Here is a 14764-nt window from a genome sequence, read left to right as displayed (position 1 = left end):
CGGGTACACCCGTCGCCACGTCCTCGACATCGTCCTGGGCGTCGGGATGAAGACGCTGTCGAACTACACCAACCACATCGCCCAAACCCGCTCGACCCCGCCTGACAGGCACAGGAGTGGCACCGGCCGCCGAGCACCGCAGTGGAGCCGCGAGCTGACTTCCAGGCTATCGGTTCAGGGAGCGAGGGAGGTCGAGGACGGTCTGCCGGGCCAGGGCACATCGTGGTCTCCACATGGACGAGCCGACGACCGAGGTAGAGGCGATGTCCAGCGCTCCCCAGCACGCGTGTGAGTGGGTCTTCGTACGTGCCGTTCCACAGGCGCACCCGCCACTCACGGGTCGTCAGCTTCCACTCATTCGGCAATGACGCCCCCGGGCGCTTCCCTTGCGGCAGGCCCCGCCTCGAGGTCGTGGTGCCGCGGGACGCCGAGCCCAGCATCAACTGAACGTGGGCCGAAGGAGGGAACCGGCTCATCCGTGCACCGCCGGACGCCGACTCTCAGATATGGGACTGAGACGACATCCGGCTGACGGCCCGACAGCGGTCTACCAGTGAACTTCGTCCGCGCCATCCTTCGGGCACGGGCGCTGCGATGGTCCACCGCGATACTGCTGGTCGTCACGGCGGGCTTCTTCATCGTGTCGGACTCCGCCCGCGGCTGGTGCTCCACGACCTCTCAGGACCAGCACGCCCACGGACCGGTCGCGGCAGCGGGCACGTTCGCGCCAGGCGTGAGCGCGGCTGACATCGCCAGCACCGACGGCGGCGCGCAGACGCTGCACCTGCGGTGGCCCCTGGCGGCGGATGAGCACCTGTTCGGGCTCGGCGAACGGTTCGGCCCGCTGGATCTGGTGGGCCAGGCTGTGGACACCTGGGCGGGGACCACCCCGCAGGGGATGACATCGACCGCCAACTACTCGCCCACGCCGTTCCTGCTCTCCAGCCGCGGTTACGGCCTGCTCCTGGACACGCCCGCACGGGCGCACTGGGATGTCGGGGCCACCCACCCCGGGTGCTTGACCGTGGACGTCGCCGCGTCGCACGTCCGCGTCTACACGCTGCACGGCCCCACCCCCGCGGCGGTGCTCGCGCAGCATGCCGCCGTGGTGGGACGGCCGCCGCTGCCCCCGCCGTGGGGGCTGGGAGTGTGGAAGAACCTGATCGGCGGCTCGGACCGGGTGCGGGAGGACCTCGCCCGCCTGGACACCGCCGGGATCCCGGCGGATGCCGTGTGGATCTACGACGCCGTCGACGAGGAGTCGGGATTCGGCTACCCGTGGCACATCTACGGCCCGATCCCGCCCGGGCTCTATCCGGACCTGCCCGGCCTGGTGGCGGACCTCCATCGACGCGGCCTGAAGGTGCTCGGCTACCTCAATCCGTTCGTTCTCCAAGGCACCGCCGCGTGGTCGTACGCCCAGGGCGCCGGGTTCCTGGTCAGCGACCACTCGGGCCGTCCGATCACGGGCTCCCTGATGGGCGAGACGTCATCGCTGGTCGACCTGACCAATCCCGGCGCCGCACGCTGGTTTGGCGACCGAGTGGAGCGGGCCCTGCGGGTGGTGGGCTTCGACGGGGCGATGCAGGACTTCGGCGAGGACGCTCCCGTCGACGGCGTGTACGCGAGTGGTGTTCCGGGTGCGTTGGTCCACAACGAGTACCCGGTGCTGTACGGCCGGATCGTCCGGGAGGCGGCGCAGCGGGTGAAGCCGGACGCCACGGTGTTCCTGACCAGGTCCGGTTACGACGGCAGCCAGCAGTACGCGACCGCGCGCTGGCCCTGCGACCAGACCCGCAGCTGGGAGCGGAACACCGGGCTGCCGTCCGTCGTCCCCGCGATGCTCAGCGGAGGCATCTCGGGCTGGCCGTACTGGGGACCGGACATCGCCGGCTTCTTCGACCAGGCGGCTGTCCCGACGGAGAGGGAGCTGTGGATCAGGTGGCTCGAGCTGGGTGCTCTGTCCCCGATCATGCGCGACATGCTGGGCGCCGGGAGCGCGCCGGTCGGCCTGTGGACCGACGACGAGACCCTGCGGACTTTCCGTACCTACGCGCAGCTGCACGAGGATCTCGTGCCGTACCTGAACGACCTGGCCGCGGACGCCCACACCCAGGGCCTGCCGCTGGCCCGGCCGCTCTTCCTCGACTACCCGGACGATGCGGCGGCCTACCGGATCGGGGACGAGTACCTCCTCGGGCCCGACGTGCTCGTCGCCCCGGTGACCCAGCCGGGCCAACGGGAGCGGTCGGTGTACGTCCCCGCCGGGCGCTGGTGCGACCACTGGACCGGCGCCGAGCACACCGGACCGGCCCTCGTGAGCGTGCCCGCGCCGGTCGACCACATCCCGCTGCTCATGCGCGACCGCACGCCGCACCAGCCCGGCGCCTGTCCGCTGCCCTCCGGCCGGTCCAGCTCGCGGTGAGCCGCTGCCTGCGGCACCGTCTACGGGGTGTCGATGACGCGGGTGCCGGGCAGGAAGGCGGCCCAGGCGAACCAGAAGGTGTCGACGTGGGGGACGGGTTTCAGGTCGGTTCCGGCGAGTGGGCCGGCGGTGGCGTGGCCGAGGATGGTCCAGGTGGAGCCGGTCTCGGTGTCGCGGAAGCCGTTGGTGGTGGCGGTGAAGTGCAATTGGCGACCGGCCGCGACGGGGCTGAACGCGCCGGTGGTGCCGATGTCCTGGCCGCCCGCGACGGCTTCGCCCTGCAGTGGTGATCTGGTGCCGGGCGTGAACCAGACATCGACCGGCCGGCCGCCCACGGTGGTCTCGATGACCGGGTGGCGGCGCAGGGAGTCCGTGGGGATGGCGACGGCGTCCGAGCCGGACTGGATGCCGACGACATGGGTCTTGGGTGCGTAGCGTCCGTCGGTCTTGCCGTTGAAGAGGAATGGGGAGCTGTGGATGTCGTCGTAGCCGGGGTAGGGGTTGGTGCCGTAGTCGCGGGTGAAACCGGTGTCGCGGCTGAGGACCCAGTCGTGGGGGTGGGCCGTGCGCCACTGCGTCCAGGAGATGGTCTGGACCGGGTAGGCGGTGAGGTTGGTGCCGGTCAGGATGCCGGCTACGGCTTGGCCTCGGAACTGGGGCCACAGGGACTCGGTCTGACGGTCATACATGACCAGGTCGGAGTTGTAGAGCTTGCCGGAGGTGCCGAAGCTGAGAACCCGGCCACCAGCGCGGCGGTCGAAGGCGAGTGCACTGTTGCACAGCGGGCAGAAGGTGACGGAGACCGGGGTGCCGGCGACGGTGTCGTTGACGATCTCGTGCCAGATGAGGATCTGCACGGGGTATGCGCGGGACTCACCGCCGATGGTGAGGGCGAGCACGGGTTCATGGTCGTGGATCCACGTCACCGTGTCCGTGCGTTCGAACTTCGGGTGGTCGATGGCGGGGATGCCGTCCGGGGGCGGGCCGCCGGGGAGGATGTCGTCCGGGTTCACCAGGGGCTGCGGCAGGCCGGGCCCGGTCAGCGGGCCGATCCCTGTGGGGAGGTGGGCGGCGCTGGCGACGTTCTCGTGCGGGCCGGCCACGATCTGAGTGAGCGTCACTGGTGCCGAGGCCGCGTGTGACGAAGTGGTCCGCCGTGCCGTACAGGCGCCGGCCAGCAGGGCCAGCACGACCAGAGCGACGATCAGCGGCAGGTGGGGGAAGCGGGTACGCATCGCGGGGTCCTCCGATCACGAACCGGGCCGCGTGGCCGTAGGGATGCCGTACAGCTGGGTGATCTCGGTGCGGAGCGCGTCCTCGGGCAGGGCACCGCGCTGGACGGCGAGCAGCTTGCCGCCGGAGTCGTAGAAGGCGGTCATCGGCATGCCGGATCCGCCGCCGAGGGCGTCGTGCAGTCCGCTGCCGTTGGCCCCGCCGATGTCTCGGGCCAGTGGCCACCAGGTGATGTGATGCCGCGTCGGCATGTAGCCGGGATCGCCGGTCTCCAGCGAGTCCACGCCGACGAACGTGACCTCGCCTTGGAGCTCGGTCGACACGTGGGCGAAGCCGGGGAGTTCGAAGTCGCAGGCGGTGCACCAGGAGGCGAAGAAGTTGACCACGACGGGCCGTCCGTGGAAGTCGGCGAGCCGGACCAGGCCGGGGCCGCTCAGCCTGGGGAGGGCGAAGGCGGTGGGTGAGGTGGACGTCCCCGCGGGCTTGCGCCCGCTGCCGCCAAAGGCGAACAGCCCGGTGACGACGAGCACGAGTGTGGCCACTGCGACGACGACTGCTCCCATCAGCCGCCGTCGGCGGGGTGGAGGATGAGTGAACATGATGGCCTCCTTTGCCGTCGCGGTCAGCCCAGGACGACGAGGCGTCCCAGGCCCAGGGCACGGGCCAGGTTCTGCAGTTGGCTGGTGACCCAGATGAGGCGGTCGAGGGTGAGCAGGACCCCGAAGCCGGCCATCAGCAGGGTCGAAGTCAGGGTGATGGCGAACGCGTGGCGGCGCACCCAGCCCAGCACGCCGAGGAGCCGTCCGTACAGCAGCCCGACGGCCAGGAACGGGACACCCAGCCCTAGCGAGTACGTGGCGAGCAGCAGTCCGCCGGTGGCGGCTCCGTGCTGGGTCGCGGCAAGCGCCAGCACCGAGGCGAGCACCGGCCCGATGCATGGCGTCCAGCCGAAGCCGAACGCTATCCCCGCCACCGGCGCGGCCAGCGGCCCGAACTTCGACAGCTGCGGGTGCCAGCGTATCTCGCCCTGCAGCCACGGCCGGCTCAGCACCAGGGCGGCCGCCAGGAACAGCGCCATCGCCAGCACCACGAGTCCCGAGACCCGGGTGAGCAGCACCTGATGGTGGATCAGGCTGTGGCCCAGCACGGTCGCGGACATCCCCAGCGCGATGAAGACGGCGGAGAAGCCGCTGATGAACCCGCCGGTCGTCCGTACGACGCGGCCCAGGTGCAGCCGGCCGCCTTCCGCCAGTTCTTGGACGCTGAGCCCGGTGATCAGTGACAGGTACGCGGGCACGATGGGCAGCACGCACGGTGACAGGAACGACACCAGGCCGCCGCCGAACGCTGCGAGGTAGCCGACACCGCCGGTGCCCATAACGCGCTCACCTCCTGGCGCGCGCGTCGCGCGCTGGACGCAGGCGGCGCCACCAGGGGGCGGGGCGCTCGGGCGGCAGCAACTGGGGCGCGTGCTCAGCGACCGCCGCAAGAACCTGGCCGGGCATAGGGGCGACCATCGCCACGCCCGCCACCGTCACGGTGGGTACGGTCTCGTTCCCGTTCGCCACCGAGCGGACGAACGCTGCCGCCTGCTGGTCCTTCCAGATGTCGACCAGCCGGAACGGCAGCCGCGCGCGGCGCAGCCCCAGCTGGAGCAGCGCGCAGTAGCCACAGCCCGCCCGCCAGTAGACGACTACCTCGTCGCGGTTCGCGGTCACCGGGATCTCCTGTGGCTTCGGGGCGGGTTCGGGGCGGGTTCCGTCAGGGGCGGTGGGCGTATTTCGCCAGCCGGTCGGCGTCGCGGATGCGGACGGCGCGGTAGCCCAGCTCGATGACACCCTCGCGTTCGAGGTCGCGCAGGACCTTGTTGAGGCTGGTGCGCTGGACACCGAGCATTGCGGACAGCACTTGCTGAGGCAGGTGCACGGTGCTGGTTTGGGGCTCGGCCTCGGCGAGCAGCAGGCGGGCGGCTTGCTCGGTCAGGTTGGCGCCGAGCAGCTCCAGGATGCGGTTCTGCGAGCCGGAGGTGCGGCCCGCCACTGAGGTCAGCCAGCGACGGGCGATGGCCGGGTGGGCGCTCAGCAGCCCGTCGAAGGCGCTCCCGTCCAGGTAGAGGGCATCCACGTCGTCCACCGCGCGGGCGGTGTAGGGCGGCGGCATGCCCAGCAGGAGCTGGATGTCGCCGTCGACGTCGCCCGGGTGGAGCAGCGCGACGGCGACCCGGCGCGCGCCGGAGCCGACCGTGAGCTCGACGGTGCCGTTCCGGATGATCCACACTCCCTCTGGCCGGCTCCCCGCGTGAAACAGAACCGCTCCGGCCTTTACCGCTCGAGGTTGGACGAAACGGGCGATGGCGGCGAGATCGTCAGCGTGCAGCGGCGCGTTCTCCCCACGGCCGACACAACGCGCCACCCAGGCAGCCGTACGCACCGCCGCTGGATCAGGCGCCCGCATACCCAACAAATCTCTCATAGCAGTCACTGTAGGCACGCGGACCCGGTGCGGTGGCTGAGACTGTCGACTCACCGACAGTGTTCGTTCTGTCGAGCGCGCGGGCGACCTTGGGGCTGATTGACCCCGGGCGGTTGCGCTGCTGTCCCTTGCAGGTGATGAAGACTCCGCCGGTGGACGTTTGATTGCGGCCTGGGCGTGCCGTGTCGTACGGCCGGGGCGCGTCGGGCAGGGGTCAGCCGAGAGGCAAGTCCTGGGTGCGCGCACCCTGCCGCTCCTGCTCGGCGCCGCGGGGCTGCGCCTGGCCGACGACCGGAAGCGCCGCTTCGCCTACCCGCTCCGCACCCCGGCAGACGCCGACCTGCTCCTGTCCTCGCTCTACCTCCCCGGCATCTCGCCAGCCCGGCTGCGCGCGGCACGCCGGTGGCTTCACGCACTGGCCGCCGCCCACGTCGCCTTGCCGGTGCCGCTGCGGCGCATCGCCGCCGTCAAGGCACGCTGACCCCGCAAGGGACCCAGCGGGCACCGGCGAGCGCTACGAGCGGATGCCCGCCGTGAGCCGCCGCCACCACGACGAGGTCGGCGCGGGTGCGGCCGTCCGGACGCGCTTCGTTGACCCGCTGGACCTTGACGCCGTGCCAGAACGCGACATGGCCGCGGATCTGCTGCGCGGCTGGGGAGGGAGTGGGATAGTACCAGGCGGCGTCCGGGTTCGTCTGGCCGTCCACGGTGAGCGTGTAGTAGCTTGCCGTGCCCTTCCACGGGCACACGGTATGGGTACCGCTGGGCGTGAAGAGCTCCTTCCGCAGGGACTCCGGCAGGAAGTACTGGTTGCCCTCGATCTTCACGGTGCGGTCGCTCTCCGCGATCACCTGGCCGTTCCATGTGGCCCGATAGGTCATCGTGCGCCTCCTCGCTCGCTCGCCGGTTCATGCTGGTGGCGGAAACCCGGTAGCCCTGCCTCGCCTTCCATCTGTGTGGCAGTGCCCCGCACTCGCTGGAAATCGTCGGCGCCGGGGTGGAAGGACCGGGCGGTCCGGGCGGGTTCCTCAACCGAGCCGCCGGCCAGGGCGGCCTGCCCGAGCAGAAGGAGTCGCGGGTGAGCGAGAGCTACGACCTGGTGGTGGTCGGCGGCGGCAGCGCCGGGCTGACCGCCGCGCGCATGGCCGCCCGGCTGGGGGCGCGCGCCGTGCTGGTCGAGCGTGACCGCCTGGGCGGGGACTGCCTGTGGACCGGATGCGTGCCCAGCAAGGCGCTGCTGCACGTCGCCGCCGAGGTGCACGCCGCGCGCCGCGTCGACCGGTACGGGCTGGGCGCGGTTCAGGGCCCGGTGGACCTGGCGGCGGTCATGGTGTCCGTGCGGCGGGCGATCGCGGCGATCGAGCCGCACGACTCCGCCGAGGCGCTCGCCGCGCTGGGGGTGGACGTGGCCCACGGCGAGGCCCGCTTCGCCGGGCCTCGCACCCTCGACGCCGGCGGGCGCCGGATCCGGTTCCGGTACGCGGTGATCGCCACCGGCTCGGCCCCGGCTCTGCCGCCCGTGCCGGGGCTCGCCGAGGCGGTACCGCTGACCAGCGACAGCGTGTGGACGCTTGAGCAGTTGCCACGGCGGCTGGTGGTACTGGGCGGCGGGCCGATCGGCTGCGAACTGGGGCAGGCATTCGCCCGCCTCGGATCACGGGTGACGATCGTCGAGGCTCTGGACCGGCCCCTGCCGCGCGAGGAGCCGCACGCGAGCGAACTGATCCGCAGGCAGCTGGCGGACGAGGGCGTCACTGTGCTCACCGGCCTGCGCGCCGAGAAGGTCCGCGGCGGCGCCCTGCACCACGCCGGCGGCGCGCTGCCGTTCGACCAGCTGCTGGTCACCACCGGACGCACACCCGACACCGCCTCCCTGGCCCCGGAGGCCGCCGCCGGTGTGGCCTTGGAGCACGGCCAGGTGCGGGTGGACGACCGGCTACGCACCACCAATCCAAGGATCTACGCGGCCGGCGACGTCACCGGGCGCTCGGCCTTCACGCATCTGGCCGGGGTCCAGGCCGCCTCCGTAGTGACGCACGTGCTGCTGGGGGTGCGCCGCCGGATCGACTACCGGGCGGTGCCCTGGGTGACGTTCACCGACCCCGAGGTGGCCCGCGTGGGGCTGACGGCGAACGAGGCCCACCAGGCGTTCGGGGCCCGGACCCGCGTCCGCACGCTGGAGCACGACCGCGTCGACCGCGCGGTGGCCGACGACCGCGCCGACGGCTTCACCCGCCTGGTGCTCGACCCGCGCGGCCGGATCGTCGGCGCCACCGTGGTTGCCCCCCGCGCCGGCGAGACGATCGCGCACCTGGCCACCGCGGTACGGCTGGGCTGGACCCCGTCCAAGTTGGCGGCGACCGTCCACCCGTACCCCACCTACGCCGACGGGCCCTGGCACGCCGCACTCGCCGAGGTGTACGACCGCCTGGCCCAGCCTCGCACGCGCTGGGCCACCGACACCCTGCTGGGGTTGCGCCGATGGACGAACCGATGAACACGACACCTGTGCCCGGACACACCGATGAGGCATCCGGCCGGGCCGCCGCCCTTCCCCGCGGTTCGGCGAGGTCCGGCCTCGGGGGCACGGTGCTGCGGCTGGTTCTCGGCGCGGTGTACACCGGCATGGGGGTGGGCCAGCTCGTCTCCTTCCGCCACATGCCCGCGCTGCTGGGCGCCTACGAGTTGGTCACGGGGGCGGCGGCCACGCTGGCCGCAGCGTTGATCGCGGGTGAGTTGGTGAGCGGGGTGTGGTTCCTGGCGCGGCCACGCTCGCGGGCGCTCGCCCCGGTGTGGGCGTACGTGGCGGTGTCGGTGGTGTGGAGCGTGCTGGCGGTGCAGGCTTTCGCGCGGGGGGTGAGCGTGCCCAACTGCGGCTGCTTCGGGGTGTACCTGTCCCAGCGGCTGAGCTGGTTCACCCTGCTGCAGGACGCCCTGACCCTGTTCTACGCCGTGCTGCTGCTGCGCGGCGTCCGCCGCACCCCGGCGGCCCGGGCCGAACACGAGCAGCGGCGGTGACCGTCTGGGCCCCGGTCACCGCCGCGCAGATCCCGCCTCGGGAGCAGCCGGTTCTCAGCAGCAGCCGGCCCCTGTGCTCGCCGCGCCCGCCGACGGCTGATCCGAGGGTCCGCACGGGAAGAGGCCGAAGTGGGTGGTCTTCTCGCCGATGACGTCGAAATGCTGCGCGTAGCGGGTCCGGCTGAGCATGTCCGCGGTGTTGCCGCAGACCAGCATGGGTTTGCCGGTGTGGAACCGGTGGTGGTCGTCCAGGTCAAAGGCGTGCGGATGCCCGGTGAGAGTGCCGCGGTAGGTCGCGACCTGCCCGAAGTCCTCGCAGCGGTCTTCCAGGGGAAGGCTGAAGGCTCGGATGGTCCGTGACGAGAACGCGACGTACCCGATCTTCTGTTCGATGTCCGGGTTGCTGATCGTCAGTGGCGTGCTGGACACGACGCGCGCGTCCGCGCAGCCGGAGCGCGCCATGATGCGCCGGAAGTCCTCCTCGTAGAGCGCGCCGCTCAGACACTCGCCGACCAGCACCGGGTCGTCCAGGAGCGCGGCGGGGATGCGCCGATCGGCGAAGACGTCGGAGAAGTAGAGCTCGCCGCCCGGCTTCAGCACCCGGAAGATCTCCTGGAAAACGCGGGGCTTGTCCGGGGAGAGGTTGAGGACGCAGTTGGAGACGACCAGGTCCACGGAGCAGTCGGCGAGCCCAACGGCCCCGAGGTCCTCGATGTAGCCGTGCTTGAACTCCACGTTGGCGTAGCCGAACTTGTCCGCATGGTAGCCCAGGTGGCGGTTGGCCACGGCCAGCTGCTCGTCGGTCATGTCGACGCCGATGACCCGGCCGTTCGGCCCGACGAGCTGGCAGAGCACGTAGCAGTCCCGGCCGCTGCCGCAGCCCAGATCCAGCACGGTGAGGCCCTCCAGCGCGGGGGGTATCGGCGAGCCGCAGCCGTAGAAGCGGTCCTTGACCTCGTCGTGCACGTTCCCGAGCGCCTCGGCCACGTGCCGCATCGGCGCCTGGGCCGTGCAGCAGGCCGAGGTCTGCAGATCCGCCGTGGAGGCGAGTACCTTGCCGTAGTAGTCACGGACCGCGTCCGTGAGCGAGGGAACGTCCGCGGCGGCCGTGACGTCGGGTGCCATGTCTCTCCTCAGGTGGTGAGCGGGACGGTGCGGCCAGGGTCGAGGTGTGGCGCTGCCGGGCACCGTGGTCGGGCCGGAAACCCGTCGGTCGACACCCCGCATTCCCCTCGGAGCGGTTCCCCGTGCCTGCGGCGCGAAACCGGGGGCCGAAGGCCGACGCCGACCGGGTGGAGCCTCGTGAAACCGGAGCGCCCGAAGGGAAGGAAGGGATGGCCCCGGCGGGTTCCCGTCACACGCCGCCGGTGAATCCGGATCCGGTGCCAGGCGCCACCCGGTGATGCGCGAAGCCGGCCGCGACTGCCCTAGCTAAGAAGACGGAGAGTGACGAGATGGGACTGATGGCGACGCTGCGCGCGGTCGAACGCGCGACCAGACCGGCCGATCCGGAGTTCGTCGAGGCGATGGAGCGCCGGTGGGCGGAACTGCCCGAGGTGGTGAAGACCCCCGGGCAGATCCTGGGCCGCCACGGTGTCGGCTGCGAGGGCACCCACGGCGTCTTTCCCAAGTGCAACCTGGCCTGCACGCCGTGCTACCACTCCCGTGACGCCAACCGGGTCCGGGTGGACGGGCCGCACACCCGCGAACAGGTCGCCGCCCAGATGGGCCTGCTGCGCAAGCTGCGGGGGCCACGCGCCCACACCCAGCTCATCGGCGGCGAGGTGAGCCTGCTGGCCCCGGACGACCACGCCGCCACCCTGGCCGTCATGCGCGAGATGGGCCGGGAGCCGATGAGCTTCACCCACGGCGACTTCGACCAGGAGTACCTCACCGCGCTGGCGCTCGGCCCCGACGGCCGGCGGCGCTTCGAGCGGCTGTCCTTCGCCGCGCACTTCGACAAGTTCATGTACGGGCGGCGCGGCATCGAACGCCCGCCCAGCGAGCAGGCCCTCAACCCATACCGCCGGCGCTTCGCCGACATGTTCGCCACGCTGCGCCGCGAGCACGGCGTGCGCTCCTTCCTCGCCCACAACATGACCGTCACCCCCGGCAACCTGGACGAGGGCGCAGGCGTCATCCGCGACTGCCATGCCATGGGCTACGGCATGTTCTCCTTCCAGCCGGCCGCGTTCATCGGTGACGAGCGGCGCTGGAAGGAGCACTACCGCGACGCGACCCCGGACGCGGTGTGGGCCGAGATCGAACGCGGCGCCGGCACCGCGCTGGACTACCACGTGTTCGAGAACGGCGATGTGCGCTGCAACCGCACCGCCTACGGCTTCTACGTGGGCGAGCGCTGGCACCCGTTCCTCGACGGCCAGGATCCGCGCGACCTCGCGGTGCGCGACGCCTTCTTCCGCTACTTCGGGAAGGCGAGCTTCACCGGCACCCCGCCCATGCTGCTCGCGGCCAAGCTCGCCCGCGTCATCGCACGTCACCCGGTCACCGTGGCGATCGCGCTGCGCTGGCTCGCCCGTACGGTGCGCCGCGTCGGCGTCAGCGACCTGCTGCGCCGCCGTCAGGTCCGGTCGGTCACGTTCGTGATGCACCAGTTCATGGACGCCGCCGACGTCGCGCCCGCGTGGGAGCTGATGCAGAGCGGCGAGACCAGCACGGACCCGAAGCTGCGCGAGACCCAGGAGCGGCTGGCCGCCTGTCACTACGCGATGGCGCACCCCGAGGACGGCACGCTGGTGCCCGCCTGCGTCCAGCACAGCGTGCTCGACCCGGCCGAGAACGCGGCGCTGCGCACCCTGCTCCCGATCGTCGAGGTCCGCACCGGACACCACCCTCCCATCCGGCCCACCCGGTCCTGACATTCCATCAAAACGTTGTAACTAGGAGGATTTCGCGTGCGGATCGGCGTGATCACCGGGTCGGGTAGCTACGACTGGCCTTCCCTGGACGAAGCGTGTGAGCGGACGGTGGCAACCGAGTTCGGCGACGTCACGGTTACCGAGGGCCGAATCAAGGACGCCGAGGTGGTGCACCTGTCCCGACACGGAGCCGGGCACCACCGGTTGTCCCACCAGGTCGAACACCGGGCCAACCTCGCCGCGCTGCTCGCCTGCCACGTGCAGGCCCTAGTCTCCTTCACCGTCTGCGGCGCCGTCGACCTGGCCGCCGAGCCCGGATCACTGGTGGTCTTCGACGACCTGTATTTCCCCTCCAACCGGCTGCCCGACGGCAGCCCCTGCACCTGGTACGACACCCCCGGCGCACCGGGCCGAGGCCACTGGATCTTCGAGGCCCCGTTCAGCGAGCCGCTGCGCCAGCACCTGATCGCCGCCGCCGCCCACACAGGCGCGCCGGTCCTGGCCCGGGGCACCTATGGACACGTGGACGGGCCCCGCTTCAACAGCCGCAGCGAGATCGCCGCCCTGGCCCGGGCGGGCGTCACCGCGGTCAGCCAGACCGCCGGTCCCGAGGTGGTCCTGGCCGGCGAGGCCGAACTGCCCATGGCCCTGGTCGGCTACGTCACCGACTACGCCAACGGGGTTGCGCCCGCCCCGGAACCGGTGGAGGCGCTGCTGGCCCGGATGGCCTCGAGCACGCAGGTGTTCACCGCCCTGGCCGAGCACGCGCTGCCGGGACTGGACACGGCGGCGGCGGCCGGCTTCGTCTACCGGTTCGACGCATGAGCACCCCCGAGGCGGCCGTGCTGGTGATGGCGAAGGCCCCGCGCCCGGGCGAGGTCAAGACCAGACTGCACCCGCTGCTCGGCCCGACCGGGTGCGCGGCCCTACAGGCCGCGCTCATCACCCACACCGTCGACCTGACGACACACCACGACCTGCGCACCTACCTCGCGTTCGACCCGCCCGACGCCCGGGACGGCCTGCGCGCGCTCGTCCCCGCCGAGGTCCGCCTGCTGCCCCAGCGCGGCCACCACCTCGGTCAACGGCTGGCAGCCGCCGTGGACGACGTCTTCGCGAAACACGCAGGGCCGCTGCTGGTCGTGGGCACCGACGCGCCGACCCTGACCGGCGACCTCCTCACGGCCGCGCTGGGGGCGCTGGCCAGTGGGAGCGACGCGGTGCTGGGACTAGCGCTGGACGGCGGCTACTACCTGATCGGCATGAACCGCCCCCACACCCGGCTGTTCGCCCTCGACCCGGACCTGTGGAGCGGGAACCACGTGCTGGCCGCCACCCTCGACCTCGCCCACCGGCAACGGCTGCGAACCCACCTGCTGCCCGTGCTGCGCGACCTGGACACCCCCCAGGACGCCGCCGCCCTCCTCACAGACCCGCTGCTCCCCACCTCGGTCGCCGACCTCCTGCGCTCACCCCAGGCCGCGTCGACCCCCTCAGGCGCCTGACATGAAGCACCGCGTGTCGATCATCGTCCCGGTCCTGAACGAGGCCACCACCATCGAGGCGTCCCTGACCCGCCTTGCCCGGGACTTCCCCGACTGCGAGCTGATCGTGGTCGACGGCGGCAGCAGCGACGCCACCGCCGAACTGGCAGCGCCGCTGGCCACCGTGGTGCACACCCCGCGCGGGCGCGCCCGGCAGATGAACGAGGGCGCCCGCCACGCCACCGGCGACATCCTGTGGTTCGTCCACGCGGACACCGCCATCGACCCGGCCGCCCTCGACCAGATCCGCGCCGCCCTCACCGACCCGCAGGTGTCCGGCGGCGGCCTGACCCTGCGCTTCGACCGGCGAACCCTGGGCCTGGACTACCTCGCCTTCACCTCCAACGCCCGCGCACGGCGACTGCACCAGGTCTTCGGCGACCAGGCGATGTTCACCCGCCGCACCGTCTTCGACGAACTCGAAGGCTTCCCCGACCTGGCCATCATGGAGGACCTGGAGATGTCCCGGCGCCTGCACCGGGCCGGGCGCCTGTGCGTCCTCGACGCCACCTCGACGGCCTCGGCGCGCCGGTTCACCGAGCACGGCACCTGGCGCATGATCGCCTTCATGCAGTACCTCAAGCTGCTGTATTTCGCCGGCGTCGACCCCGAGCGCATCCGCCGCCGCTACGCCGCCGGACCGCACCTGACACTGCGCCGAAACCCCCATCGGACGACGACACCGCCGGCCCCGACGGGAAGGATCCCCGGGGCCGGCGGGTTCCCAGCCCATGACGAGTGAACCCGCGCCTCCTGCCCGTGCCGCCGATCTCGCGGCCCGCGTCGACAAGCTGCCGTGGAACGGCCTGCACACCACGATCCTGGTGGCGCTCGGCGCCGGCTGGCTCTTCGACTCCCTGGAAGTCCAACTGTTCGGCAACGCGGTCGGCCCGCTCGGCGAGCACTTCCACGCCTCGGTGTTCCAGCAGGACGCGATCTTGGCCGTGTGGCTGAGCGGGATCCTGATCGGCGCCCTGTCGGGCGGCTGGCTCACCGACCGCTTCGGCAGACGGCGCCTGTTCGTGCTCACCCTGCTGTGGTACGCCGCGTTCACCATGCTCACCGCCGAACGAGGTTCTGCGGACGGCCTCGGCTTTTTTCGCGGCACAGCTCGACCCGACCCGGCCCAGGTGACAGGACTGCTCGATGAGCATCCACACCTGGGGGTCGAGCCAGTCCTTCGTGAACTTTCC

At 71.6% G+C, this 14764-nt stretch carries 16 protein-coding genes; 9 read left to right on the top strand and 7 right to left on the bottom strand.

Translation table 11 applies throughout. The features are described from left to right. Positions 1 to 553: 553 nt before the first annotated feature. Positions 554 to 2425 (top strand): TIM-barrel domain-containing protein, encoded by a 1872-nt coding sequence (locus QMK24_RS35290; RefSeq protein WP_283470953.1) that lies wholly within the window; start codon positions 554 to 556, stop codon positions 2423 to 2425. Positions 2426 to 2445: 20 nt separating this feature from the next. Here the strand turns inward: QMK24_RS35290 and QMK24_RS35285 are convergent, their stop codons facing one another. The 5 genes from QMK24_RS35285 to QMK24_RS35265 are packed head-to-tail and all read right to left on the bottom strand — an operon-like array spanning position 2446 to position 6112. Continuing rightward, a complete protein-coding gene (locus tag QMK24_RS35285) occupies positions 2446 to 3660 on the bottom strand; it encodes a DUF3179 domain-containing protein (protein WP_283470952.1) in 1215 nt (404 codons plus the stop codon). Between the two features lie 15 nt (positions 3661 to 3675). Continuing rightward, positions 3676 to 4257: a TlpA family protein disulfide reductase gene (locus QMK24_RS35280; protein WP_283470951.1), complete on the bottom strand. Its 582-nt coding sequence runs from the start codon at positions 4255 to 4257 to the stop codon at positions 3676 to 3678. 23 nt (positions 4258 to 4280) lie between these two features. Further along, complete coding sequence (locus QMK24_RS35275; RefSeq protein WP_283470950.1) at positions 4281 to 5036, bottom strand: cytochrome c biogenesis CcdA family protein; 756 nt, start codon at positions 5034 to 5036, stop codon at positions 4281 to 4283. Between the two features lie 7 nt (positions 5037 to 5043). Beyond that, the gene (locus QMK24_RS35270) at positions 5044 to 5376 is read right to left on the bottom strand and encodes a glutaredoxin domain-containing protein (RefSeq protein ID WP_283470949.1); all 333 of its coding nucleotides are present in this window, start codon (positions 5374 to 5376) and stop codon (positions 5044 to 5046) included. 43 nt (positions 5377 to 5419) lie between these two features. Then, the gene (locus QMK24_RS35265) at positions 5420 to 6112 is read right to left on the bottom strand and encodes a Crp/Fnr family transcriptional regulator (protein WP_283470967.1); all 693 of its coding nucleotides are present in this window, start codon (positions 6110 to 6112) and stop codon (positions 5420 to 5422) included. A gap of 178 nt (positions 6113 to 6290) precedes the next feature. Here QMK24_RS35265 and QMK24_RS35260 point away from each other — a divergent pair, with 178 nt between their 5' ends. Beyond that, positions 6291 to 6611 carry a hypothetical protein gene (locus tag QMK24_RS35260; protein ID WP_283470948.1) on the top strand — a complete coding sequence of 107 codons (321 nt, stop codon included), beginning with the start codon at positions 6291 to 6293 and terminating at the stop codon, positions 6609 to 6611. Here QMK24_RS35260 and QMK24_RS35255 read toward each other — a convergent pair. Further along, positions 6598 to 7011, bottom strand: a complete 414-nt coding sequence (locus QMK24_RS35255) for a DUF427 domain-containing protein (protein WP_283470947.1) — start codon at positions 7009 to 7011, stop codon at positions 6598 to 6600. The two genes, QMK24_RS35260 and QMK24_RS35255, sit on opposite strands and share 14 nt — an antisense overlap. 197 nt (positions 7012 to 7208) lie before the next feature. Between QMK24_RS35255 and QMK24_RS35250 the strand changes: the two genes are divergently transcribed. Beyond that, positions 7209 to 8627, top strand: coding sequence for a dihydrolipoyl dehydrogenase family protein (locus tag QMK24_RS35250; RefSeq protein ID WP_283470946.1), 1419 nt, complete (start codon positions 7209 to 7211; stop codon positions 8625 to 8627). Then, complete coding sequence (locus QMK24_RS35245; RefSeq protein WP_283470945.1) at positions 8624 to 9148, top strand: MauE/DoxX family redox-associated membrane protein; 525 nt, start codon at positions 8624 to 8626, stop codon at positions 9146 to 9148. The genes QMK24_RS35250 and QMK24_RS35245 overlap by 4 nt, the downstream gene beginning before the upstream one ends. Before the next feature lie 54 nt (positions 9149 to 9202). On the opposite strand, the gene QMK24_RS35240 is transcribed toward QMK24_RS35245, so the two are convergent. Continuing rightward, positions 9203 to 10273, bottom strand: coding sequence for a methyltransferase domain-containing protein (locus tag QMK24_RS35240; protein WP_283470944.1), 1071 nt, complete (start codon positions 10271 to 10273; stop codon positions 9203 to 9205). A gap of 329 nt (positions 10274 to 10602) precedes the next feature. Between QMK24_RS35240 and QMK24_RS35235 the strand changes: the two genes are divergently transcribed. The 5 genes from QMK24_RS35235 to QMK24_RS35215 form a co-directional block, all read left to right on the top strand. After that, positions 10603 to 12027: a radical SAM domain-containing protein gene (locus tag QMK24_RS35235; RefSeq protein ID WP_283470943.1), complete on the top strand. Its 1425-nt coding sequence runs from the start codon at positions 10603 to 10605 to the stop codon at positions 12025 to 12027. Between the two features lie 36 nt (positions 12028 to 12063). After that, positions 12064 to 12852: an MTAP family purine nucleoside phosphorylase gene (locus QMK24_RS35230; protein WP_283470942.1), complete on the top strand. Its 789-nt coding sequence runs from the start codon at positions 12064 to 12066 to the stop codon at positions 12850 to 12852. Then, positions 12849 to 13532 carry a TIGR04282 family arsenosugar biosynthesis glycosyltransferase gene (locus QMK24_RS35225; RefSeq protein WP_283470941.1) on the top strand — a complete coding sequence of 228 codons (684 nt, stop codon included), beginning with the start codon at positions 12849 to 12851 and terminating at the stop codon, positions 13530 to 13532. The genes QMK24_RS35230 and QMK24_RS35225 overlap by 4 nt, the downstream gene beginning before the upstream one ends. 1 nt (position 13533) lies before the next feature. Next, entirely contained in the window at positions 13534 to 14313 is a 780-nt protein-coding gene (locus QMK24_RS35220) for a TIGR04283 family arsenosugar biosynthesis glycosyltransferase (protein ID WP_283470940.1), read from the top strand. Further along, the coding region (locus QMK24_RS35215) for an MFS transporter (protein ID WP_283470939.1) at positions 14303 to 14764 on the top strand (462 nt) is incomplete at its 3' end. The genes QMK24_RS35220 and QMK24_RS35215, both read left to right, overlap by 11 nt.

Source organism: Streptomyces sp. PH10-H1 (assembly GCF_030063355.1).
In the GTDB taxonomy this organism is placed as follows: Bacteria; Actinomycetota; Actinomycetes; order Streptomycetales; family Streptomycetaceae; genus Actinacidiphila.
This window is presented reverse-complemented; position numbering and strand designations above follow the sequence as displayed.